The sequence below is a fragment of the Streptomyces sp. CHD11 genome (assembly GCF_018638295.1).
GTDB lineage: Bacteria > Actinomycetota > Actinomycetes > Streptomycetales > Streptomycetaceae > Streptomyces.
Map to the genome: position 1 here is coordinate 219,576 of NZ_JABTTS010000005.1, position 22,907 is coordinate 242,482.

Annotated in this window: 18 protein-coding genes; 7 read left to right on the forward strand and 11 right to left on the reverse strand. The window is 73.4% G+C overall.

Features of this window, described 5'->3' with window-relative positions; translation table 11 throughout:
- Positions 1 to 13: 13 nt before the first annotated feature.
- Both pip and HTV45_RS07655 read right to left on the reverse strand, forming a co-directional pair.
- Positions 14 to 1,018 carry a prolyl aminopeptidase gene (gene pip / locus HTV45_RS07650; RefSeq protein WP_215204867.1) on the reverse strand — a complete coding sequence of 335 codons (1,005 nt, stop codon included), beginning with the start codon at positions 1,016 to 1,018 and terminating at the stop codon, positions 14 to 16.
- Between the two features lie 41 nt (positions 1,019 to 1,059).
- Positions 1,060 to 1,773, reverse strand: a complete 714-nt coding sequence (locus HTV45_RS07655; RefSeq protein WP_215204868.1) for a uracil-DNA glycosylase — start codon at positions 1,771 to 1,773, stop codon at positions 1,060 to 1,062.
- A gap of 75 nt (positions 1,774 to 1,848) precedes the next feature.
- Here HTV45_RS07655 and HTV45_RS07660 point away from each other — a divergent pair, with 75 nt between their 5' ends.
- Positions 1,849 to 2,547, forward strand: a complete 699-nt coding sequence (locus tag HTV45_RS07660; protein ID WP_215204869.1) for an RNA-binding S4 domain-containing protein — start codon at positions 1,849 to 1,851, stop codon at positions 2,545 to 2,547.
- Positions 2,548 to 2,834: 287 nt separating this feature from the next.
- Here HTV45_RS07660 and HTV45_RS07665 read toward each other — a convergent pair whose 3' ends face one another.
- Together HTV45_RS07665 and HTV45_RS07670 are read right to left on the reverse strand one after the other, a co-directional pair.
- A complete protein-coding gene (locus tag HTV45_RS07665; protein ID WP_215204870.1) occupies positions 2,835 to 3,293 on the reverse strand; it encodes a DoxX family protein in 459 nt (152 codons plus the stop codon).
- A 93-nt stretch (positions 3,294 to 3,386) separates the two neighbouring features.
- A complete protein-coding gene (locus tag HTV45_RS07670; RefSeq protein ID WP_215204871.1) occupies positions 3,387 to 4,085 on the reverse strand; it encodes a bifunctional 2-polyprenyl-6-hydroxyphenol methylase/3-demethylubiquinol 3-O-methyltransferase UbiG in 699 nt (232 codons plus the stop codon).
- A 159-nt stretch (positions 4,086 to 4,244) separates the two neighbouring features.
- Here HTV45_RS07670 and HTV45_RS07675 point away from each other — a divergent pair, with 159 nt between their 5' ends.
- Positions 4,245 to 4,508 (forward strand): DUF6343 family protein, encoded by a 264-nt coding sequence (locus tag HTV45_RS07675; RefSeq protein WP_215204872.1) that lies wholly within the window; start codon positions 4,245 to 4,247, stop codon positions 4,506 to 4,508.
- Positions 4,509 to 4,555: 47 nt separating this feature from the next.
- On the opposite strand, the gene HTV45_RS07680 is transcribed toward HTV45_RS07675, so the two are convergent.
- The 4 genes from HTV45_RS07680 to rpsA form a co-directional block, all read right to left on the reverse strand.
- A complete protein-coding gene (locus tag HTV45_RS07680; RefSeq protein ID WP_215204873.1) occupies positions 4,556 to 4,936 on the reverse strand; it encodes a tetratricopeptide repeat protein in 381 nt (126 codons plus the stop codon).
- Between the two features lie 50 nt (positions 4,937 to 4,986).
- Positions 4,987 to 5,598: a dephospho-CoA kinase gene (coaE, locus tag HTV45_RS07685; RefSeq protein ID WP_215204874.1), complete on the reverse strand. Its 612-nt coding sequence runs from the start codon at positions 5,596 to 5,598 to the stop codon at positions 4,987 to 4,989.
- A 97-nt stretch (positions 5,599 to 5,695) separates the two neighbouring features.
- Entirely contained in the window at positions 5,696 to 6,634 is a 939-nt protein-coding gene (locus HTV45_RS07690) for a PAC2 family protein (protein ID WP_215204875.1), read from the reverse strand.
- A gap of 249 nt (positions 6,635 to 6,883) precedes the next feature.
- Positions 6,884 to 8,398, reverse strand: a complete 1,515-nt coding sequence (gene rpsA, locus HTV45_RS07695) for a 30S ribosomal protein S1 (protein ID WP_215204876.1) — start codon at positions 8,396 to 8,398, stop codon at positions 6,884 to 6,886.
- 365 nt (positions 8,399 to 8,763) lie between these two features.
- On the opposite strand from rpsA, the gene HTV45_RS07700 reads away from it, so the two are divergent.
- Both HTV45_RS07700 and HTV45_RS07705 read left to right on the forward strand, forming a co-directional pair.
- The gene (locus tag HTV45_RS07700; protein ID WP_215204897.1) at positions 8,764 to 9,576 is read left to right on the forward strand and encodes a class I SAM-dependent methyltransferase; all 813 of its coding nucleotides are present in this window, start codon (positions 8,764 to 8,766) and stop codon (positions 9,574 to 9,576) included.
- 4 nt (positions 9,577 to 9,580) lie between these two features.
- Positions 9,581 to 12,223, forward strand: a complete 2,643-nt coding sequence (locus tag HTV45_RS07705) for an ATP-dependent RNA helicase (RefSeq protein WP_215204877.1) — start codon at positions 9,581 to 9,583, stop codon at positions 12,221 to 12,223.
- A gap of 322 nt (positions 12,224 to 12,545) precedes the next feature.
- Here the strand turns inward: HTV45_RS07705 and HTV45_RS07710 are convergent, their stop codons facing one another.
- Complete coding sequence (locus HTV45_RS07710; protein ID WP_215204878.1) at positions 12,546 to 14,333, reverse strand: lytic transglycosylase domain-containing protein; 1,788 nt, start codon at positions 14,331 to 14,333, stop codon at positions 12,546 to 12,548.
- Positions 14,334 to 14,632: 299 nt separating this feature from the next.
- Here HTV45_RS07710 and HTV45_RS07715 point away from each other — a divergent pair, with 299 nt between their 5' ends.
- Positions 14,633 to 15,508, forward strand: a complete 876-nt coding sequence (locus HTV45_RS07715; RefSeq protein WP_215204879.1) for a DUF4184 family protein — start codon at positions 14,633 to 14,635, stop codon at positions 15,506 to 15,508.
- On the opposite strand, the gene HTV45_RS07720 is transcribed toward HTV45_RS07715, so the two are convergent.
- Complete coding sequence (locus tag HTV45_RS07720; protein WP_215204880.1) at positions 15,423 to 15,848, reverse strand: hypothetical protein; 426 nt, start codon at positions 15,846 to 15,848, stop codon at positions 15,423 to 15,425. The genes HTV45_RS07715 and HTV45_RS07720 overlap by 86 nt on opposite strands.
- An 801-nt stretch (positions 15,849 to 16,649) precedes the next feature.
- A complete protein-coding gene (gene polA, locus HTV45_RS07725) occupies positions 16,650 to 19,376 on the reverse strand; it encodes a DNA polymerase I (protein WP_215204881.1) in 2,727 nt (908 codons plus the stop codon).
- 235 nt (positions 19,377 to 19,611) lie between these two features.
- Between polA and HTV45_RS07730 the strand changes: the two genes are divergently transcribed.
- Together HTV45_RS07730 and HTV45_RS07735 are read left to right on the forward strand one after the other, a co-directional pair.
- The gene (locus HTV45_RS07730; protein WP_215204882.1) at positions 19,612 to 21,891 is read left to right on the forward strand and encodes an FdhF/YdeP family oxidoreductase; all 2,280 of its coding nucleotides are present in this window, start codon (positions 19,612 to 19,614) and stop codon (positions 21,889 to 21,891) included.
- A gap of 56 nt (positions 21,892 to 21,947) precedes the next feature.
- Positions 21,948 to 22,430: a PaaI family thioesterase gene (locus tag HTV45_RS07735; protein WP_215204883.1), complete on the forward strand. Its 483-nt coding sequence runs from the start codon at positions 21,948 to 21,950 to the stop codon at positions 22,428 to 22,430.
- The last annotated feature ends 477 nt before the right edge of the window (positions 22,431 to 22,907 follow it).

Sequence of the window (22,907 nt, forward strand, 5' to 3'; positions counted from 1 at the left end):
CGGTCGTGGGACGTCAGGGACGGGACCGGGAGTCGGGTGTGCGGGGGCGGGCGTACCGGTCCGTCGCCGCCACCAGTGCCTCGTCGCCGGCCGCCCCCGCGTCATGACCGGTCCCGTCCACGATCACCAGTTCGCTGTCGGGCCAGGCGTGGTGCAGCCGCCAGACGATGCCGAGGAGGTTGCCGACGTCGAGACTGCCCTGGACCAGGGTTCCGGGGACGCCCTTCAGGAGGTGGGCGTCGCCGAGGACGACACCCTCGCCGTCGTCCCTGCCTTCGCCCTCGGCCCCGCCGAGGAAGTGGCCGTTGCCCCAGTAGTGCGTGACGGTACGGGCGAAGCCCAGACGGAACTGTGGGTCGTGGAAGCGTTCGACCGAGCCCGGTGGGGCGGGGACGATCGCCGTCTCCCAGTCGGTCCAGGCACGGGCGGCGCGCTCCCTGACCCCCGGGTCGGGCGACTCCAGCAGCCCGTTGAAAGCGGCGGCCAGATTGCCCTCGCGTGCGCCGGCGGGCAGTGCGGCGAGAAAACGCTCGTGGGCCTCGGGGAAGAACGTGCCCAGCCCCCGGGTCAGCAGGGCCACTTCGGCGTTCGATCCGGTGGCGACGCCGGTGAGAACCAGTTCGGACACGACTGCCGGGTGGGTCTGCGCGTACCGCAGGCCCAGGGCCGACCCCCACGACACGCCCCACACCAGCCATCGCTCGATGCCCAGGTGGGCGCGCAGCAGTTCCAGGTCCGCGACGAGGTGGGCGGTCGTGTTCACGCTCATGTCGGTGGCGGGGTCGCTCGCGGAGGGCAGTGACCGTCCGGCGCCGCGCTGGTCGAGCAGGACGATCCGGTAGGCGGCCGGGTCGAAGTAGCGCCGCAGGCCCGGACCGGCCGTGGAGCCGGGCCCGCCGTGCAGCACCACGGCGGGCTTGCCGTGCGGATTTCCGCTGGTCTCCCAGTACACGTGGTTGCCGTCACCGACGTCGAGCATGCCGTGGTCGTACGGTTCGATCTCCGGGTATCTGCCCATCGGGGCACCGTAGTGGCACCGGCCGGGTCCGCACCTCCCCTTTACGCCGTCTCCAGTCCCGCCGTGGCGGCCGCCGTGCGCAGTGCCTCCCTGAGCATCTCCGGGGTGAGCCGGCCGGTGAAGGTGTTGCGCTGGCTGACGTGGAAGCAGCCGAAGAGGTGGAGGCCGGGGCCGTCGGGGGCGTCCAGTGCGGTGTGGGCGCCGTGGGCGAAGGCGGGCCGGGGCCGCGGGACGGTCCACCCCGCCCCGGCGAGGGCCGGCAGCGCCGCCTGCCACCCGAAGGCACCGAGGACGAGTGCGGCCCGGACCGTCGGCCGCAACAGGCGCAGCTCCCGCACCAGCCAGGGCCGGCAGGCGTCCCGCTCCCCGGGGGTGGGCTTGTTGGCGGGCGGGGCGCAGTGCACGGGCGAGGTGACGCGCACTCCGTACAGTTCCAGTCCGTCGCCGACGTGGGCGGAGCCCGGCTGCGAGGCCAGCCCCACGTCGTACAGCGCCCGGTACAGGACGTCTCCGGAGCGGTCCCCGGTGAACATCCGCCCCGTACGGTTCCCGCCGTGGGCCGCGGGCGCCAGTCCGATGATCAGCAGCCGGGCGTCCGGCGGCCCGAATCCTGGCACCGGCCTGCCCCAGTACGTCCAGTCCGCGAACGCGGCCCGCTTGGTACGGGCCACCTCCTCACGCCAGTCGACGAGCCGGGGGCAGGCACGGCAGCCGGCGATGCGCTGATCGAGCAGGGAGAGGCCACTGGGGTCCATCACTCCACGGTAGAGGCCGGGCCGGCCGGGAAATCCCCGCGTCACCGGCCGGCTCCGGAGACTAAGGTCGGGAGCATGGCTTCCGAGAGTGCCGAGAACCCCGAGAACGCTGCCGCCGTGGCCGCCGCCGAGGCGGCCGGACCGGGGAGCGGTGAGTCCGTGCGCATCGACAGCTGGATCTGGTCGGTGCGGCTGGTGAAGACCCGCTCTCTCGGTGCCGCCGCCTGCCGGGGCGGACATGTCCGGGTGAACGGCGAGCGGGTGAAGCCCTCGCACTCCGTCCGGGTCGGTGACGAGGTGCGGCTGCGGGCCGAGACCCGGGAACGGGTCGTCGTCGTCAAACGGCTGATCCGCAAGCGGGTGGGCGCGCCGGTCGCGGTCCAGTGCTACCTCGACAACTCCCCGCCGCCCCCGCCCCGCGACGCCGTCGCCCCGGCCGGAATCCGCGACCGCGGCACCGGCCGTCCGACCAAGCGTGACCGCCGCGAGCTGGAACGCCTGCGCGGACTGGGCGGATTCGGTGCCGGGGCGCCCGGCCGAACCGCCGGGCCGCCCCGCGGGAGTGGTGTGACGGACGGGCCCGGCGGCCTGGGCGCCGCTTCCCGGGATGCCGGTGGCCGCGGGGGAACCGATGACCGCCGAGCGCCTGGCGCGGGCGGTGGTCGCGGCCGGGCGCCGGACACGGCCGGGGAGGGTGGCGGAGCCGGAGGCCGGGCCGACGACGGGGGCCGCAGGTCCCGCGGCAGACGCTCCGGCGGCGCGCGCCCCGCCTGACCGGAAGGTCGCCGTATGACCGGCACCCCGTCGGGCCGCGTCCACCCGCAGGCACGGCCGCCGACGGCGCCCGCCCCGGTGTTCGGCACGCGCACCGCCAGCGTGCGCCCCACCTGACCGGACGCTCGTCGTGCACACCGCATCAGGCCCCGCGGAGACGGGCACCGGGCCGCTTCGGGGGTTCGGGGCCCTGAGGAGAGGCCCCGGCCCGGGAGGACGGGGACGGGGAGGTGTGCCTCCGCGACACGGCCCTGACCGGGGCAAGGGTCCCCACTGCCCGGCGGGCCTCAGCTCCGGTGCCGCAGCAGTCGCAGCAGGTCCTTGTTGTGGTCCCGGCGGGCCCAGGCGATGAGGACGAGCGGCACGATCAGGACGACCGGTGTCGCCGCGTTCTCCCCGTCGAGGACTGTGATCTGCGTGACGAAGGCGCCCACCATCAGCGCGGCCAGACCGGTCGCCGCCGCGGACTGGAGCACCGGCACCAGCAGGCCGATCGCTCCGGCGAGTTCGAGGAGGCCGATGGCGTACATGCCCGTGCTGCCCCAGCCCATCTCGTCGAAGGGACCGGCCGCCGAGGAGTGCGCGATCAGCTTGGGCAGCGCGCTCGCGACCGCGTAGAAGAGGGCGAGCAGGATCTGCAGTCCGCGCAGGGCGGTACGGGCCCGCCGCCCACGGGCTGTCGCCGACTCGGCGACAACGGTCCTGGAAGGGACGGAAGTCGTGACGGGAGCGGAGGTCTCGGGCACGGGGGTCTCCTGTGGGATGCGGTCCGTGGTGCTGTCACAGAGGTAGACCGACGCCCTCCCCCGAACTCATCGCGCGCGGGGGCCATTCCGCCGTCATCCGCCGGCCGTGGGCACCGCCCGCACCCATGTCCTGTCCGCCGTCAGATACCGGTCCACCCTCAGTCCCTCCTCCCCCAGTGCCTCCTCGAACTGCTGCCGCGTCAGCGGCCGGGCTCGGAACGTCTGGGTCCAGACCGCGTCCGGGAACACGTACTCCACGTGCACCGAGTCGACCCCGTCGCCCACCGGCTCCGCCGACACGATCCGTATGGTGCCGCCGGACGGGTCCTTCCGCTCGCGCGGCACATCCGTGTGGTGGTCCTCGCCCTCCCGCTGGATCAGCACACAGCCGCCCTCGGCCAGATGTCGCACGCAGGTGCGCAGCAGGCCCCGCCGCACCTCCACATCCCCCGCGTGCACCAGGAAGGACGCCAGCAGGACCACGTCGAACGTCTCGCCCGCGTCGAGTCCCTCTATCGGGCCGCATATCGTCCGCGCCCCGCGCACCCGCTCGAGCATCTCTGCGGACTCGTCCACCGCGGTGACGTCGAACCCCCGCTCCAGCAGCGCGTGGGTCATCCGTCCCACACCGCTGCCCAGCTCCAGCAGGCGTGCTCCCGTCGGCACCGCGCCGGCGACGATGTCCGGCTCGTCCCCGACGGTGAGCCGCGAGTAGAGCTCCACCGCACAGCCGTCCGGGGTGATCGCCCCCGGCCCCGTCCCTCCGTACCCGTCACGCCTTCTCAGCTCCATGTCCGTCCAACGGACCCTTTCCGCACGCCCGTTCCCACCTCCTGCAGGTTCACCCGTTCGAGTGAGTGCCGGTCTCTTCCGGCGGGTGGTGAACCGGCCTGTTCCGGGCACTCGGACAGGGAAAACCGCAGGTGGCGGGCGAGAGTGGTGGTGAGGTCGATGCGTACGGGCAGTGAACCGGTGACCGCCCGCAGTGCTCTGCGGATGCGGTTCTGGCTGAGCGTGTGGGGTGTGGTCTGGGCGGCGGCCGGGACGGTGGCGTTCGCGCTCGCCGGACATCCCGGCTGGGCGGTGGCCTGCGGGGCGCTGTGGCTGCTGATCACGGTCGACCTGATCGTCGTCGTCCGGCACATCCGCCACGGGCCGCGCTACCAGCCCGGCCCGGACATCCCTCCCTACGAACCGCCGGAGCGACGTCCGTAGCCGGGCGCGTCGCCGTCAGGCGCCGAAGCCGTCACGCGCCTGAGCCGTCACGCGTCGAAGCGGGCCGCCTTCAGGTACTCCGGATTGGGGTCCAGGGCGGCCGCCAGCCGGAAGTGGCGCCTGGCCGGGTGCGGGCGGTTCTGCCGCTGATAGGTGCGGGCGAGGGCGAAGTGGGCGAAGGCGTTGTCCGGCTCGCGCTCCAGGACCAGGGAGAACTCCAGCTCGGCGGGCCGCAGCTGGGCCGCCGCGAAGAAGGCGCGAGCCCGCAGCAGGCGCGCGGCGGTGTTCTCCGGGTGGACGTCGATCACGCCGTCCAGCAGCTTCACCGCGCCCTTCGGGTCACGGGAGGCGAGCAGCTGTTCGGCGGCACGGAAGTCGATGACATGCGTCTGAGGCGTACGTCCGGTCGGACCACTGATCTCGGGCACGGCGGAATCCTTCCCTCACTCAGCACGTTCAACGCCCCGCCGGAAGCCGTCTATTCCGGGCCGGACGACCGTGCCCGGTGCTCCAGCCCGGACCACACGTCCTTGACGCGCTGCGCCAGCTCGTCGAGGGGTACGTCGTTGTCGATGACGATGTCGGCGATCGCCCGGCGCTGCTCGCGGGACGCCTGGGCGCCCATCCGCGCGCGTGCGTCCTCCTCCGTCATGCCGCGCCGGCCCACGAGCCGCTCGAGCTGGGTCGCAGGGCTCGCGTCCACGACGATCACGAGGTCGTAGAGGGACTCCAGACCGTTCTCGGTCAGCAGCGGGACGTCGTGCACGACGACCGCGTCCTCGGGGGCGGCCTCCTCCAGCTCGCGGGAGCGGGCTTCCACCAGGGGGTGGACGATCGAGTTCAGGACGGCGAGCCTCTCCGGGTCGGCGAAGACGATCGAGCCCAGCCGGGCCCGGTCGAGGCTGCCGTCCTCGGCCAGGATCCCCTCACCGAAGGCGTCCACCACGGCGCGGAGGCCCGGCGTGCCCGGCTCGACGACTTCCCGCGCGATGCGGTCCGCGTCGATCAGGACTGCCCCGCACTCGACGAGCAGCCGCGACACCTCACTCTTGCCGGCCCCGATACCGCCGGTCAGACCCACTGTCAGCATGGGCAGCAGCCTAGCCAGGCCGGTCCGGCGGGCGGCGCCGGGGAGGGCGCCGGCGCGCCACCGGCGAGCGGGAACGGCGCCGGGTGTGCCGAGGGCGTCAGCTGTCGCCTTCCCGTTCCGCCAGGAAACGTTCGAACTCGCGGCCGATCTCGTCCGCCGAGGGGATCTCCGCCGGCTCGGCCAGCATGTTGCCCCGGGTCTCCGCGCCCGCCGCGGCGTCGTACTGGTGCTCGAGGCCCTGGACGAGGGCGGTCAGTTCCTCGTCGCCCTCCCGGATCTGGCGGTCGATCTCGGTCTGGGTGCGGTGGGCGTCGGTGCGCAGGGAGTGCGCGACACCGGGCAGGACCAGTCCGGTGGCGGCCGTCAGCGTCTCCAGGGCGGTCAGTGCCGCGTCCGGGTAAGGGGAACGGGCGATGTAGTGCGGCACGTGCGCGGCGACGCCCAGGACGTCGTGTCCGGCCTGCATGAGCCGGTACTCGACCAGCGCCTCGGCGCTGCCGGGCACCTGCGCCTCGTCGAAGACACTGCTGGTCACCGGGACGAGGTCGGTGCGGTTGCCGTGCGGGGTGATGCCGACGGGGCGGGTGTGCGGAACGCCCATGGGGATGCCGTGGAAGTTGACCGAGAGGCGGACGCCGAGCCGTTCCACGATCTGCTGGACGGCCGCGGCGAAGCGCTCCCACTCGACATCCGGCTCGGGCCCGGACAGCAGCAGGAACGGTGCCCCGGTGGCGTCCTGGACGAGGCGCACCTCGATGGCGGGGACCTCGTAGTCGCTCCAGCGGTCGCGGGTGAAGGTCAGCAGCGGACGCCGGGCCCGGTAGTCGACGAGCCGGTCGTGGTCGAACCGGGCGACGACCTGGTGGGGCAGCGCGCCGAGCAGCCGGTCGACGATCTGGTCGCCGGTCTCCCCCGCGTCGATGTATCCGTCGAAGTGGTAGAGCATGACAAGTCCGGCCGACTCCTGGGCCAGCGCCATGTCGACGACGCCGAGCCCCTTCGGCTCCCATGCGTACAAACCCTGCGGATCAAGCACAGTGACCGCTCCTCCTCGTGTCCGTACAGCACAACGTGGCCGGCGACACCGGCATTCCCGGGCCCGAGCCGATCAGGGGCGACTTCTCCGGTCGGGGGCGCGGGACCTGTGCGACAAGCCCCCTCCGGCCCTGTGGCGATCCGCCTGCCCCACTCCCGGACAGTGCTGCTCCGCCCCGGGACAGCACTGAGGGGCCGCACCTCGAAAGGTACGGCCCCTCAGTCAACGGCTAAGCCTCAGCGGAGAGCGTCAGCTCTGCCCACCCGCCAGCTTCTCCCGCAGCGCGGCCAGCGCCTCGTCCGAGGCCAGCGCGCCGGACTGGTCGCCACCCTCGGAGGAGTACGAACCGCCGCCGCCACCGCCGCCACCGGACGCGGCCGGAGCCGCACCCGCGGTGTCGGTGCCCTCGGCAGCGGCCTTCTCGTCCGCCTCGCGGGACTTGATGACCTGCGCCTGGTGCTGCTCGAAGCGGGACTGCGCCTCGGCGTACTGGGTCTCCCACGCCTCCCGCTGGGTCTCGTAGCCCTCGAGCCAGTCGTTGGTCTCGGGGTCGAAGCCCTCGGGGTAGATGTAGTTGCCCTGGTCGTCGTAGGACGCGGCCATGCCGTACAGGGTCGGGTCGAACTCGACCGTCGACGGGTCGGCACCGAAGGCCTCGTTGGCCTGCTTCAGCGAGAGGCTGATGCGACGGCGCTCGAGGTCGATGTCGATGACCTTGACGAAGATCTCGTCGTTGACCTGGACGACCTGCTCCGGGATCTCCACGTGGCGCTCGGCCAGCTCGGAGATGTGGACCAGACCCTCGATCCCCTCGTCCACGCGGACGAACGCACCGAACGGAACCAGCTTCGTGACCTTGCCGGGCACGACCTGGCCGATCTGGTGGGTACGGGCGAACTGCTGCCACGGGTCTTCCTGGGTCGCCTTCAGCGACAGGGAGACACGCTCGCGGTCCATGTCGACGTCGAGGACCTCGACCGTGACCTCCTGGCCGACCTCGACGACCTCGGAGGGGTGGTCGATGTGCTTCCAGGACAGCTCGGAGACGTGAACCAGACCGTCGACGCCACCCAGGTCCACGAAGGCACCGAAGTTGACGATCGAGGAGACGACGCCGGAACGGACCTGACCCTTCTGGAGGGTCGTGAGGAAGGTCTGGCGGACCTCGGACTGGGTCTGCTCGAGCCAGGCACGGCGGGACAGAACCACGTTGTTGCGATTCTTGTCCAGCTCGATGATCTTCGCCTCGAGCTCCTTGCCCACGTAGGGCTGGAGGTCGCGAACACGGCGCATCTCGACCAGGGAGGCCGGGAGGAAGCCGCGGAGGCCGATGTCGAGGATGAGACCACCCTTGACGACCTCGATGACGGTACCGGTGACGATGCCGTCCTCTTCCTTGATCTTCTCGATGGTGCCCCAGGCACGCTCGTACTGGGCGCGCTTCTTCGAGAGGATCAGGCGGCCTTCCTTGTCCTCCTTCTGAAGGACAAGGGCCTCGATCTCGTCACCGACGGCGACGACCTCGTTCGGGTCGACGTCGTGCTTGATCGAGAGCTCGCGGCTCGGGATGACACCTTCGGTCTTGTAACCGATGTCGAGCAGGACCTCGTCCCGGTCGACCTTCACGATGACGCCGTCGACGATGTCGCCGTCGTTGAAGTACTTGATCGTCTCGTCGATCGCGGCGAGGAATGCTTCCTCGTTACCGATGTCGTTGACCGCAACCTGCGGGGTGGTGGCGGTGGTCTCGGTGCTGCTCGTCATGTGGGAAAGGGCTCCGGTACGGACATTGAAGTCGTAGGTACTGCTACGCCGGAGCCCGTTTCGCTCTGCAGAAGCCGGACAGCCAAGTAAGCGTCCCACCAGATACTGGCGATGACGCCTCGAGAACCGAGGGGACATACAACAGATGCGAGCGCAGCCTGCTACGTCTGAGGCGCGCAAGCTCGCAGCGCAACTTGTAGCATACGGGGGCAGCCGGGCAGGGTCAATGCGCGAAGCCGCCCACCCGGGGCAGATCGCCGCATAACCGGCACAAGTCCCATCATCCGAGGCCACGCAGGGGCGGAGAACCCGCTTCCGCGACACACCGGAGTCCGGATGGACGGAAGAGTACGACGAGGGAGCCGATCATCCAAGAGCCCGTAGCACCCGAACCGGAAGCGACCCGGCGGGAGGCCGGCGTCGCGGAGAGCACCCGCGCCAACCGGGGCTGGTGGGACCGCAACGCGGACGAGTACCAGACCGAGCACGGCACCTTCCTCGGCGACGACCGCTTCGTGTGGGGTCCCGAGGGCCTGGACGAGGTGGAGGCGGAGCTGCTCGGTCCGCAGGAGGAGCTGAAGGGGCGGGACGTCCTGGAACTGGGCGCCGGCGCGGCGCAGTGCTCGCGCTGGCTGGCCGCCCAGGGGGCGCGTCCGGTGGCCCTGGACATCTCGCACCGGCAGTTGCAGCACGCGCTGCGCATCGGCGGGCCGGTCCCGCTGGTGTGCGCCGACGCGGGCGCGCTGCCGTTCGCCGACGGCTCCTTCGACCTGGCCTGCTCGGCGTACGGGGCGCTGCCCTTCGTCGCCGATCCGCGGGTGGTGCTGCGCGAGGTGCGCCGGGTGCTGCGGCCCGGGGGCCGGCTGGTGTTCTCCCTGACGCATCCGGTCCGCTGGGCGTTCCCGGACGAGCCGGGTCCGGAGGGGCTGAGCGTCTCCGGTTCGTACTTCGACCGCACGCCGTACGTGGAGCAGGACGACGACGGCCGCGCGGTGTACGTCGAGCACCACCGGACGCTCGGCGACCGGGTGCGCGACGTCGTCGCCTCGGGGTTCCGGCTGGTGGATCTGGTCGAGCCGGAGTGGCCGCGGTGGAACACCTCCGAATGGGGCGGCTGGTCCCCGCTGCGCGGCCGGCTGATCCCGGGGACGGCGATCTTCGTGTGCGTACGGGACTGAGCGCGTGCTCCGTCATGACGCCCTGGACGCCCTCCCCGTACGCGACGCCCTGCCGGGGCTGACCGACGCGCTCGACGCGCACGGCACCGCCGTGCTGGAGGCGCCGCCCGGGACAGGTAAGACGACGCTGGTGCCGTTGGCCCTGGCGGGGCTGCTCGGAGCGGGCCCCGCGCGGCGGGTGGTGGTCGCCGAGCCACGGCGGATCGCCGCCCGCGCGGCGGCACGGCGGATGGCGTGGCTGCTGGGTGAGCGGGTCGGCGAGTCCGTCGGTTTCACCGTGCGCGGGGAGCGGGCGGTCGGACGGCGCACGCGCGTGGAGGTCGTCACGACCGGGGTGCTCCTGCAGCGGCTGCAGCGCGACCAGGAGCTGGCCGGGACGGATGTGGTGGTGCTCGACGAGTGCCACGAGCGGCATCTGGACGCGGACACGACGGCGGCGTTCCTCTGGGACGTGCGCGGGACGCTCCGCCCCGACCTGCGGCTGGTGGCCGCGTCGGCGACCACGGACGCGGAGGGCTGGGCGCGGCTGCTGGGGGGCGCGCCGGTGGTACGGGCACGCGGTGCCGCGTACCCGGTGGAGGTGGTGTGGGCGCCTCCCGCACGTGCGCTGCCGCCGCCGCACGGCATGCGGGTCGATCCGGCGCTGCTGACGCATGTGGCGGCGGTGGTGCGGCGGGTCCTGGCCGAGCGGGACGGGGACGTGCTGGCCTTCCTGCCCGGAGTGGGCGAGATCGCGCGGGTGGCCGGGCAGCTCGGGGATCTGGACGGCGTGGATCTGCTCCAGGTGCACGGGCGGGCGCCGGCCGCCGTGCAGGACGCGGTACTGGCGCCCGGCGAGCGGCGCCGGGTGGTGCTGGCGACGTCCGTGGCGGAGTCGTCGCTGACGGTTCCCGGGGTGCGGACGGTCGTGGATTCGGGTCTCGCCCGGGAGCCGCGGGTCGATCACGCGCGGGGGCTGAGCGCGCTGACGACGGTACGGGCGTCCCGCGCGGCGGGGCGGCAGCGGGCGGGGCGTGCCGGACGTGAGGCGCCGGGTGCGGTGTACCGCTGCTGGGCGGAGGCGGAGGACGCGCGGCTGCCGCGCTTCCCCTCCCCGGAGATCAAGGTCGCCGATCTGACGGCGTTCGCGCTCCAGGCGGCCTGCTGGGGTGATCCGGACGCCTCCGGCCTGGCGCTGCTGGATCCCCCGCCGGGCGGGGCGATGGCGGCGGCCCGCTCCGTCCTGACGGCCGTCGGGGCGGTGGACCCGGGCGGACGTGCCACGGAGCGCGGTGTGCGGTTGTCACGGCTGGGGCTGCATCCCCGGCTGGGGCGGGCGCTGCTGGACGCGGCTCCGGTGGTGGGCGCGGGCCTCGCCGCCGAGGTGGTCGCCCTGATCGGCGAGGAGCCACCACGCGGCTACGGCGACGACCTGGCCGGCGCCCTGCGCACCGCCCGGCACGGCGGTGACGCGTACGCCGCCCGCTGGCGCTCAGAGGTCCGCCGGCTGCGCCGCCTCGTCCCGGAGCCCCCGCACACCACGGACCCGACACCACCGGACCCTCCCTCACGCCCCGGGGACGGTGACGGGTCCGCTGTGGATCCCGCGGCCGGGGCGGAGGACGCGGGTACGGGCGCGGGTACGGATACCGGCGCGGGAGGCGCGTGGGAGGTGTCGGGCCCGGCGGGCGGCGGGGAGGACGGCCGGATCGGGGTGGTGGTCGCGCTCGCCTTTCCCGAGCGGGTGGCGCGCAGGGACGGCGGGGCGTATCTGATGGTGTCCGGGACCCGGGCCGAGGTGGGGGCGGGGTCCGGGTTGCGGGGAGCGGAATGGCTCGCCGTCGCCGTGGCCGACCGGCCGGTGGGGCGCGGGCACGCGCGTGTGGCGCTCGGAGCGGTCGTCGGCGAGGGGATCGCGCGGCATGCCGCCGGTGCGCTGCTGGAGCGCCGCGCGGAGGTGCGCTGGGCCGGCGGGGACGTCGTCGCGCGGCGGGTCGAGCGGCTGGGGGCGGTGGAGCTGGCCGTACGGCCGCATACCGGCGCCGACCCCGTGCTGGTACGGGCCGCGCTGCTGGACGGTCTGCGGGAGGAGGGGTTCGGGCTGTTGCGGTGGCCGGCCGGGGCGGCCGTACTGCGGCAGCGGCTGGCCTTCGTGCACGGGCGGCTCGGTGAGCCGTGGCCCGATGTGTCCGACGGCGCGCTGCACGGGCGCGTGGAGGAGTGGCTGGAGCCGGAGCTGAGCCGGGCACGGCGGCGGGCCGATCTCGCCCGGATCGACGCCGGGCAGGCGCTCGGGCGGCTGCTCCCCTGGGCCGGCGGCGAGGCCGCCCGGCTCGACGAACTCGCGCCCGAACGGATCACCGTCCCCAGCGGGTCCGCGGTCCGGATCGACTACTCCGACCCGCAGCGGCCGGTGCTCGCGGTGAAGCTGCAGGAGATGTTCGGGCTCCAGGAGTCGCCGCGGGTGGCCGGGGTGCCGCTGCTGGTCCATCTGCTGTCCCCGGCGGGGCGGCCTGCCGCCGTGACCGCCGATCTCGCCTCCTTCTGGCGGGACGGATACAAGGGCGTACGGGCCGAGCTGCGCGGACGCTATCCCAGGCATCCCTGGCCGGAGGATCCGGCCGCCGCCGAGCCGACCCGGCACACCAACGCGCGGCTCAGGCGGTGAGCCGCGGCCGGCTCCCATGCGAACGGGCCGGCTCCGACGGGAACCGGGTCGCACACGGCAGCGGCTTCCGGGAGCGCCCCTGCCCTGCTCGGGTGTACGGCCCGGCGCATGCGTCCGGCGGCCGCCGGGGCATGCGGCGCGCGCGGGCGGTGAGGGAGCGGCGTACGGGCCGGGCGGCGTGCGGGCCTGAGGCGTACGGGCCTGACGGCGTGGGCGCCTACGGGCCGGGCGGCTCATGGCCGGGCGCCGCCCAAACGTGCGGTCTCCTCGGTGAGACGGCGCGCCACCGCCCGTCGGTGCGGTGGCGTGCCGCCGTCGTCCGTCAGGCCGCTGGACTCGTCGACGGGGTCGGGAGCGGTGTTCCGGCTCCGTCTCCGGCCTCGTCTCCGTCCCCGGCCCCGTCCGGCTCCACGGTGAGTTCGACCGTGAGGGTCGCTCCGCCGGCGGTGGTCACGCGGAGCAGGAACGTGCCGGTGGTGTCGTCCGCGTACAGCTGGGGCAGCTGCAGCAGACCGTCCGCGTCGGTCTCGAGACCGGTGAGCGTGCGGATCACCTCGCCGTCGTTCTTGAAGTAGGGACCCTTGTCGTTCTCGGCCGGGTCGCCGGTGGACCTGATGAGCGTGGCGGTGGCGGCGACCTTGTCGGCGACCGCTCCGCCGTAGGTGGCCTTCAGCTCCACCGCTTCGGCGAACTTCCCGCCCGGGGTACAGGTCAGGGCCGTGTCGCCGGTACGGACGAGGGTGTCGGCGACGCGTTGCGTGACCGTCGCCCGATAGGCGATGCCCGGTACCTCGCGGCCCACGACGACGGCCCGGACGGCGAACGCGCCGGTCTTCTCCCCCGCCCGGAGCGCGGGCGCCACGGCGACACCTGAACGGTCGGTGACGACGGTGGCCACGCTCTCGCCGCCCGCGAACGTGGCGTCGGTGGCGCCGTAGACCGTGAAGCGGATCCGCACCCTGGCCACCGCCTTGCCGGCGTCCGTCTCCGCGCGGGCGCTGATCCTCTGGTCGAAGGCGTCCCCCGCCATCGCGGTGAGCGTCGCGGTGCCCGCGTGCTCCAGGCGGTCCACCGTGTCGGTGGGGGTCGGCGGCGTGGTGGGCGCGGGAGTGGTGGGCGGCGGGGTGGTGGGCGGCGGGGTGGTCGGGGTTCCCGAGCCGGGCGGCTTCGGGTCCGGACTCGGGCCGGAACCGCCCGGCCTGTCCGGCGTGGGGCCGGGCCTCGTCGACGGGGTGGCCGGTGTCGAGGGGGTGGGCGTGGGACGGGCCGTCCTGTTGTCGCTGCGGTCCCCGGGCAGGGCGCCGGTGCCGTCCGGGACCTCGTGGGTGCCCTTGCGGTAGTACTCCAGCCACGACAGGACGGTGTTCACATAGTCCGTCGAGTTGTTGTAGCTGAGGATCGCCTTCCTGAGGTCGCCCCGGTCGGACAGGTCCCAGTCGAAGCGGCACAGGTAGTGGCCGGCGGAGAGGGCGGCGTCGTAGATGTTGTTCGGGTCCTCGAGGCCGTCGCCGTTGCCGTCGCGGCCCGCCCAGTCCCAGGTGGAGGGGATGAACTGCATGGGGCCCACGGCCTGGTCGTAGGCGCTGTTGCCGTCGTAGGCACCGTCGTCGGTGTCCTTGATGAGGGCGAAGCCGTTGCCGTCGAGCTGCGGGCCGAGGATCGGGGAGAGCGTGGTGCCGTCGGCGTCGACGCGTCCGCCCCGGGCCTGGCCGGATTCCACCTTGCCGATGGCGGCCAGGAGCTGCCAGGGCAGATTGCAGCCGGGCTTCTTCTCGCGCAGCGCGGCCTCGGCCTGCTTGTAGGCGTCGAGAACGGTCGCCGGTATGCCCGCCTCGGCCTCACCCTGGCCGACCGTGCCGGTGCCGGTGCCCGGGGAGGGGTTGGGGCTGTTGAGCGGCGGAAGGTCCGTGTAGTACGGCGAGTTGCCGGTGGCGCTGCCGCCGTCGGCGGTCTCCCCGGCCGAGGGCGTGGCATCGGAGGCGGACTGTCTGCCCTGGTCGTCCGGAGTCACGCCCGGGGCCTGGGAGGCGGACAGTGCCGCCACCGCCGCCGCGGCCACGGCGGTGGTTGCCGCTCCCTTGCGCAGCCTCCTGCCGAAATGCGCCGCCATAGAGTGAACCCCTCCCGTGGGCGCTGTGGCGCCCGTCAACGCGTGCTTGTCCGCCCCGCTGTGGCTGTGGCTGTGGCGTTCCCGCCGCCCCACCGGTCGCCCTGTACGGACCGTCCGGCACGACGGCCCTCGCGACCCTACGACAACTTCCCTTGCGCGGACACCTGTTCATGACCGATATTCACCAGTTGGCCACGTTCACGCTGCGAGCGGGCCCGTGACCGCGGTCCCGCATACTGGGGACCTTCCGATCGACGGGGCTCCGGTGGCCCGGTCAAGGCCTGCCGCGGGGAGTCGACTTGCCGTTCACGCTGAGCCACGCGGTGGCGGTTCTGCCGGCCGTGCGCACCGACGGGAGCGGCCGGGGCCCTCTGGTCCCCTCCGTGCTGATCGCCGGCAGCTTCGCTCCCGACATGACCTACTACGCGGCGAGTGTCCGGTCGGGGGCGATGGAGTTCGGCGAGGTGACACACGCCTTCCGGGGCGTGCTCACGGTCGATGTGCTCATCGCCTGGGCGCTGGTGGGGCTGTGGCTGCTGGTGCGCGAGCCGCTGGTGGCGCTGCTGCCCCGGGCGCGGCAGGGACGGGTGGCTGCACTGGTGCGCTGCGGAGCGCCGCGTGCGCGCATGGGGCCGTCGCTGGTGGCGCGCTGGTACGTCTCGGCGGTGCTGGGGGCGCTGACGCATGTGGTCTGGGACGCGTTCACGCATCTCGACCGGTGGGGGACGCGGGTGTTTCCCGTGCTGGGCGAGGAGTTCGCCGGGTCGCCGCTGTACTGGTACCTGCAGTACGGCGGTTCGGCGGTGGCCGCGGTCGTCATCGCGCTGTTCGTGGCACGCGCGCTGAGCCGGCCGGAGCACGGGGCGGCCGTGACGGCAGGCGGTGGCGGGGTGCCGGTCCTCTCGGCGACCGACCGGTGGTGGGCCGTCGCGCTGCTCGGCGGGGCCGCGCTGGTGGCGGCGGGGCAGCGGGCCTCGCGGTGGTGGGACTACTGGGGGGCGACCGCGAAGCCCTGGGAACTGATCCCGACGGTGTGTTTCGGCGCGGGCGCGGGGCTGGTCCTCGCGCTGCCGCTGTACGCGCTCGCCGTCAGGACGTGGCGTCCGGCCACCCGGGCCACGGAGGGCTCGGCGGACGGCGGTACGCGGCGGCCGGACCGTACGGCCGCACGCTGACGGTGTCGCTCGCCGCCACGAACACGGTGACGGTACGGACAGGGCGGGGCCGGGGCAGCAGGGTGACCACGAGGGTGAGATAGGCGCGGGCCAGTTCGGCCCACAGCCTCCAGGGTGGCTGCTCACCGGTGGGGGTGCGGTCGCCCCGCCGGCAGCCGGCGGTGACTCGGCGGCCGAGGTCCGCGGTGGCGTTGCGCAGCGCGGTGGTGAGGGTGACGGGGATGCGGGCGGTACTGGCGGCGGCCGCGAAGACCGGAACCGGCGGAAACGCCTTGGGGGTGGGTCCGTCGGCGTCGGCCCGCGGGGGTGCCGCCGTGCGATGCAGCATGCGTATACCCATGCGTCGCATCCTGTCGGCCGCCCCGGCCGACGGCGTGTCCGCGGGGGCCACGCGAGTGACGTTCCCGCCGCGGTTCGGTGGCGGGGGCACCCGTGGCGGGGCCGCGTCACGCGCGCCAGGCCCCTGCCGCTTCGGTGGCCGTCTGCCGGGGGACGGTACGGGTTCTCCGGGACCTCGGACCCGGGAACCCCCGGACATCACCGGGGCGGACACGCACCCCCGCGGCAGGCACAGCACCGGGGCACCGGTGCCCCGGTGCCGGACAGAACAGCGGACGTGACCCACCGGGGCGGTCGGTCACCGCCGAGCCGCGCCGTCGTACGAGCCCGCCCTCGCGGCCCGCACAGGGCGACGCCGCAGAACTGGGCTCCGGGGCAGCTTTCCGCCCCCGCCGGGCCGAATGAGGCGGGCACGGCCGGCGGCTCACCGCGACCACCGCGGGAAGACGCCGCCGGACCGCACCGGCATGCGCCCGTGACGGACCGGGCGCCGCCGCGACAGGCGCGGTGCCAGGGCGGGGGTCGGACCCCGGGGTACCGAGTCGCCGGAACACCACCGGCCCCCGGCGAGCCGGCGTCGCCGGCCCGCACCGCCGGGTCACTCCCGTCCTGCCGGGTCACTCGGCGTGCGTGCCCGTCGGCGCGGCGGACGGATGCGGTCGGCGCGCGCACCCCACCGGACGCCCTCCGCCGGAGCAGCCTTCGAGCTCCGGCCGCAACGGCACGCCGGGAGCCGCGGCACCCCCGGGCCGCCCCGGCCGACGGACGGCGTCCGGGGGTTCGCGGCTGCCCGCCCGGCGGGCTAGTGCGCTGCCGACTCCCAGTCCGGTCCCACGCCCACCGAGACGCCGAGCGGGACCCGGAGCTGGACGGCGGCGGCCATTTCCCGGCGGACCAGGTCCTCCACCGCCGCGCGCTCGCCCGGGGCGAGTTCCAGGACGATCTCGTCGTGGACCTGGAGGAGCATGCGGGAGCGCAGGTCCGCCCCGCGCAGCGCGCGGTCCACGTTCAGCATCGCGATCTTGACGATGTCCGCGGCCGTGCCCTGGATCGGCGCGTTGAGCGCCATGCGCTCGGCCGCCTCGCGGCGCTGACGGTTGTCGCTGTTGAGGTCGGGCAGATAGCGGCGGCGGCCGAACAGCGTCGCCGTGTACCCGGTCGCCCTCGCCTCATCGACGACCCGGCGCAGATAGTCCCGTACGCCGCCGAACCGCTCGAAGTACGCGTCCATCAGCGCTCGCGCCTCGGCCGCCTCGATGTTCAGCTGCTGGGAGAGGCCGAAGGCCGACAGCCCGTACGCCAGGCCGTACGACATCGCCTTGATCTTGCGGCGCATCTCCGCGTCGACCGCGGACTGCTCGACGGAGAACACCTGTGCGGCCGCCGTGGTGTGCAGGTCCTCGCCGGAGGTGAACGCCTCGGTCAGGCCGGCGTCCTCGGAGAGGTGGGCCATCACGCGCAGTTCGATCTGGCTGTAGTCGGCGGTCAGCAGGGACTCGAAGCCCTCGCCGACGACGAAACCCCGGCGGATGGCGCGGCCCTCGTCCGTGCGGACCGGGATGTTCTGGAGGTTGGGGTCCGTGGAGGACAGACGGCCCGTCGCCGCGACGGTCTGGTTGAACGTGGTGTGGATACGGCCGTCCGCGGCGATCGTCTTGATCAGGCCCTCGACGGTGACGCGGAGCTTCGCCTGCTCACGGTGGCGGAGCATGATCACCGGCAGTTCGCTGTCGGTCTGGCCCGCCAGCCAGGCCAGCGCGTCGGCGTCCGTGGTGTAGCCGGTCTTCGTCTTCTTCGTCTTCGGCAGGGCCAGCTCGCCGAAGAGGACCTCCTGGAGCTGCTTGGGCGAGCCCAGGTTGAACTCGTGCCCCGCCGCCGCGTGCGCCTCCTTCACCGCCTGCTGCACGGCGCCCGCGAACATCTGCTCCATCGCCTGGAGGTGCTCCCGGCCGGCCGCGATGCCGTGCCGCTCCATGCGGGCCAGCAGCGCGGACGTGGGCAGCTCCATGTCGCGGAGCAGATCCGCCGCCCCCACCTCCGCCAGGCGGCCCTCGAAGGCCTCGCCCAGGTCGAGGATGGCACGGGCCTGCACCATCAGGGCCTCGGCCTCCGCGCCGTCGTCCGCGCCGAAGGCCAGCTGGCCGTCGGGCGCGGCGGCGGGCGCCAGCTCGCGGTGCAGGTACTCCAGGGACAGCGCGTCCAGATCGAACGTGCGGCGGCCCGGCTTCACCAGGTACGCGGCGAGGGCGGTGTCCATGGTGACGCCCTCGACGCTCCAGCCGTGCTCGGCGAAGACACGCATCGCGCTCTTGGCGTTGTGGAACACCTTGGGGCGCTCCGGGTCGGCCAGCCACGCGCTGAACGCCTGCTCGTCGGTCTCGTCCAGCTCGGACGGGTCGAACCAGGCGGCCGGTCCGGCGGCCGAGGCCAGCGCGATCTCGGCGACCGAGCCGGTGCCGAGCGCCCAGGTGCCGACGGGGGCGATGCCGAGGGGGCCGGTGCCGTGCTCCCCGAGCCAGCCGGTCAGCTCGCCGGTGCCCAGCACCGTGCCGTCCAGCTCCACGCCCTCCGCGACGACCGGGGTGGTCTCGGCCTCCTCGGCGCCCGGGTCGACGGCGAACAGGCGCTCGCGCAGCGACGGGTTCCTGATCTCCAGGGTGTCCAGGAGCGTCGCCACGGCCTTGCGGTCGTAGGCGGCCCGCTCCAGGTCCGGGACGCCTCTGGGCAGCTCGACGCGGCGCTCGAGCTCGGTGAGACGGCGGTTGAGCTTGACGGACTCCAGGTGGTCGCGCAGGTTCTGCCCGGCCTTGCCCTTGACCTCGTCGGCGCGCTCGACCAGTTCGGCGAAGGAGCCGAACTGGTTGATCCACTTCGCGGCGGTCTTCTCGCCGACGCCGGGGATGCCGGGCAGGTTGTCGGACGGGTCACCGCGCAGTGCGGCGAAGTCGGGGTACTGGGCCGGGGTCAGGCCGTACTTCTCGAAGACCTTCTCCGGGGTGAAACGCGTCAGCTCGGAGACGCCCTTCGTCGGGTACAGCACCGTGGTGTGCTCGGAGACCAGCTGGAAGGAGTCGCGGTCGCCGGTGACGATCAGCACGTCGAAGCCCTCGGCCTCGGCCTGGGCGGCGAGGGTGGCGATGACGTCGTCCGCCTCGAAGCCCTCGACGGCGAAGCGCTGCGCGTGCATCGCGTCGAGCAGTTCGCCGATCAGCTCGACCTGGCCCTTGAACTCGTCCGGGGTCTTGGAGCGGTTCGCCTTGTACTCGGTGAACTCCTCCGAGCGCCAGGTCTTGCGGGAGACGTCGAAGGCGGCGGCGAAGTGGGTGGGGGCCTCGTCACGGAGTGTGTTGGCCAGCATCGACGCGAAGCCGTAGATCGCGTTCGTCGGCTGGCCCGTCGCGGTGGTGAAGTTTTCCGCGGGCAGCGCGAAGAACGCGCGGTACGCGAGGGAGTGCCCGTCCATGAGCATCAGGCGGGGACGGGGACCGCCGGGGGTCTGGTCGGTCTTCTTCGATGCTGTGTCTGCCACAGGTCCGATCCTGCCATGTGCGACTGACAGTCGGTCCCGGCCGTGGTTCCGGCCGCGGGTGCCGGGGTTGATTCGCCCCTCCTTCCCCCCGGTCCCGTCCCCTGACCGGCCTGCCGGCCCCGGCCTCGAACGCCGGACGGGCCGAGAAGGCTCCTTCTGTCCGGCCCCCGTCGCCGCCGGCGTCGCGTGGCAGGATCGGAGACGTACCTCACACGTGCGTGAACAGGAGTGTGCGATGGCCACGAAGCCGCCCAAGGGTGATCCCGTCCAGGACGCCCCGCAGGTCGCCGAGCCGAAGCGGACGGCCGCCGGGCTCCCCGCGATCGGTCACACCCTGCGGATGGCCCAGCAGCAGATGGGCGTGAGGCGCACGGCGCTGACGCTGCTCAGCGTCAACCAGAAGGACGGCTTCGACTGCCCGGGCTGCGCCTGGCCGGAGCCCGAGCACCGGCACCGGGCGGAGTTCTGTGAGAACGGTGCGAAGGCGGTGGCCGAGGAGGCCACCCTGCGCCGGGTCACCCCGGAGTTCTTCGCCGAGCACCCCGTCGCGGAACTGGCCGGCCGCAGCGGCTACTGGCTGGGACAGCAGGGGCGGCTGACGCACCCCATGTACCTCCCGGAGGGCGGGGAGCACTACGAGCCGGTGAGCTGGGAGCGTGCCTTCGACATCGTCGCCGAGGAGATCACCGCCCTCGGCTCCCCCGACGAGGCCGTCTTCTACACCTCGGGCCGCACCAGCAACGAGGCCGCCTTCCTCTACCAGTTGTTCGCCCGAGAGCTCGGCACCAACAACCTGCCCGACTGCTCCAACATGTGCCACGAGTCGTCCGGCTCCGCCCTGTCGGAGACGATCGGCGTCGGCAAGGGCAGCGTGCTGCTGGAGGACCTCCACCAGGCCGATCTGATCGTCGTCGCCGGCCAGAACCCCGGTACCAACCATCCGCGCATGCTGTCCGCCCTGGAGAAGGCCAAGGCGAACGGAGCGCGGATCATCAGCGTCAACCCGCTGCCGGAGGCGGGCCTGGAGCGCTTCAAGAACCCGCAGACCGCCAAGGGGCTCGCCACCGGCGCTGCACTGACCGATCTGTTCCTGCAGATCCGCCTCGGCGGCGACCAGGCCCTCTTCCGCCTCCTCAACCGGCTGATCCTCGACACGCCGGGTGCGGTGGACGAGGAGTTCGTACGCGAACACACCCACGGCTACGAGGAGTTCGCCGAGGCCGCGCGCGCCGCCGACTGGGACGGGACGCTCACCGCGACCGGCCTCACGCGCGGGGACATCGAGCAGTGCCTGCGGATGGTCCTGGAGTCCGAGCGCGTCATCGTCTGCTGGGCGATGGGCCTCACCCAGCACAAGCACTCCGTGCCCATGATCCGCGAGATCGTCAACTTCCTGCTGCTGCGCGGCAACATCGGCCGGCCGGGCGCGGGGGTGTGCCCGGTGCGCGGACACTCCAACGTGCAGGGCGACCGCACCATGGGCATCTTCGAGCGGCCCGCGCCGGCGTTCCTCGACGCCCTGGAGAAGGAGTTCGGCTTCGCGCCACCGCGCGAGCACGGGTACGACGTCGTACGGGCCATCCGGGCGCTGCGCGACGGGAAGGCGAAGGTCTTCTTCGCCATGGGCGGCAACTTCGTCTCCGCCTCCCCCGACACGGAGGTCACCGAGGCCGCGATGCGCCGCGCCCGGCTGACGGTGCACGTGTCGACCAAGCTCAACCGCTCGCACACCGTCACGGGCGCGCGGGCGCTGATCCTGCCGACGCTGGGCCGCACCGAGCGCGACGTGCAGGGCGCGGGCGAGCAGTTCGTGACGGTCGAGGACTCCATGGGCATGGTGCACGCCTCGCGGGGCCGGCTGGAACCGGCGGGCGGGCAGCTGCTGTCCGAGCCGGCCATCGTGTGCCGGCTGGCCCGCCGTGTCCTCGGCGAGGGCAGCACGGTGCCGTGGGAGGAGTTCGGACGGGACTACGCGACGATCCGCGACCGCATCGCGCGGGTGATCCCCGGCTTCGAGGACTTCAACGCGCGCGTGGCACGTCCCGGGGGCTTCGCCCTCCCGCACGCCCCGCGCGACGAGCGCCGCTTCCCCACGGCCACCGGCAAGGCCAACTTCACCGCCGCGCCGGTGGAGTACCCCGAGCTGCCGGCGGGCCGGCTGCTGTTGCAGACGCTGCGTTCGCACGACCAGTACAACACCACGATCTACGGTCTCGACGACCGCTACCGGGGCATCAGGAACGGCCGCCGCGTGGTGCTGGTGAACCCCGAGGACGCGCGGGAACTGCGGCTCGGGGACGGCACTTACGTCGACCTGGTCGGCGAGTGGAAGGACGGCGTGGAGCGCAGGGCGCCCGGTTTCCGCGTCGTGCACTACCCGACGGCCCGGGGCTGCGCCGCGGCGTACTACCCGGAGACGAACGTCCTGGTCCCGCTGGACGCCACCGCGGACACCAGTAACACCCCGGCCAGCAAGTCCGTGGTGGTGCGTCTGGAACAATCGGCGACCGACTGAGCGTTCGCTCAGCAGACAGCCGTACCGACGCACGACGAGACGAATGGAGCCGGCCCATGGGAGAGCAGCAGCAGGTGAGGTTCCCACAGGAGGTCATCGACGAGTACGCCGCGCTCGGCGTCGATCTGCCGGCCCTGTTCTCCGCGGGTCACCTGGGTACGCGGATGGGTGTGCAGATCCTGGAGGCCTCCGCGGAGCGGGTCGTGGGGACGATGCCGGTGGAGGGCAACACCCAGCCCTACGGACTGCTCCACGGCGGCGCCTCCGCCGTACTGGCCGAGACGCTGGGGTCGGTGGGCTCGATGCTGCACGGCGGGAGCACCAGGATCGCGGTCGGCGTCGACCTCAACTGCACCCACCACCGCGGCGCGCGCTCCGGTCTGGTCACCGGCGTGGCCACGCCCGTGCACCGGGGGCGCTCGACGGCGACGTACGAGATCGTCATCACCGACGAGGCGGGCAAGCGGGTGTGCACCGCCCGGCTGACCTGCCTGCTGCGGGACGTGAAGCCCGGTGAGGCGGAGCAGGCGGCCGGCTGACGGAGGCCGGCCGGCGGACCCGGCCCGTGAGGCCGCGGGGGCGGCGCCGTGCGCGTCTGTCGCTCCCGCGGCTCCGGGCGCTCCGGCGCGCCTCGCCATTGCCTGCCGCACGCGGGCGCCCTAGCGTTCGGGGCATGCGACGGGGAGGCATCTCTCGGGCGTGGGCGGGGGCGTCCGGCAGGTCCCTCGCGGCCGCGCCGACGGCGGGTCCGACGGCGGCCGGGTGCGGCACGGCGGCTTCCGGCCGCACGCGGGCGGCCCCCAGGGCGGGCTCCTCCACGAGGAACGGGACCGGCGGCCGTCGCGGGTCCCTGCCGTCGTCACCGCACGTGACGTCCGACCTGCACCTGTGCACGGAGGTCGCCGGCCACCGGTCGCGCGAGGTGCCCGCCGGCCGCGGTCACCGCGGGCACGGCCACCACCCGTCCGTGGGGCAGCCCGGCGGCCGGGACGACCGGCCGCGCGAGGCGGCCGGCG

Bases quoted from the DNA above. Each gene is read 5' to 3' on its own strand.
- pip (WP_215204867.1), bottom strand. From the start codon at position 1,018: ATGGGCAGATACCCGGAGATCGAACCGTACGACCACGGCATGCTCGAC.
- HTV45_RS07655 (WP_215204868.1), bottom strand. From the start codon at position 1,773: ATGGACCCCAGTGGCCTCTCCCTGCTCGATCAGCGCATCGCCGGCTGC.
- HTV45_RS07660 (WP_215204869.1), top strand. From the start codon at position 1,849: ATGGCTTCCGAGAGTGCCGAGAACCCCGAGAACGCTGCCGCCGTGGCC.
- HTV45_RS07670 (WP_215204871.1), bottom strand. From the start codon at position 4,085: ATGGAGCTGAGAAGGCGTGACGGGTACGGAGGGACGGGGCCGGGGGCG.
- HTV45_RS07675 (WP_215204872.1), top strand. From the start codon at position 4,245: ATGCGTACGGGCAGTGAACCGGTGACCGCCCGCAGTGCTCTGCGGATG.
- coaE (WP_215204874.1), bottom strand. From the start codon at position 5,598: ATGCTGACAGTGGGTCTGACCGGCGGTATCGGGGCCGGCAAGAGTGAG.
- rpsA (WP_215204876.1), bottom strand. From the start codon at position 8,398: ATGACGAGCAGCACCGAGACCACCGCCACCACCCCGCAGGTTGCGGTC.
- HTV45_RS07710 (WP_215204878.1), bottom strand. From the start codon at position 14,333: ATGGCGGCGCATTTCGGCAGGAGGCTGCGCAAGGGAGCGGCAACCACC.
- HTV45_RS07720 (WP_215204880.1), bottom strand. From the start codon at position 15,848: ATGGGTATACGCATGCTGCATCGCACGGCGGCACCCCCGCGGGCCGAC.
- HTV45_RS07730 (WP_215204882.1), top strand. From the start codon at position 19,612: ATGGCCACGAAGCCGCCCAAGGGTGATCCCGTCCAGGACGCCCCGCAG.
- HTV45_RS07735 (WP_215204883.1), top strand. From the start codon at position 21,948: ATGGGAGAGCAGCAGCAGGTGAGGTTCCCACAGGAGGTCATCGACGAG.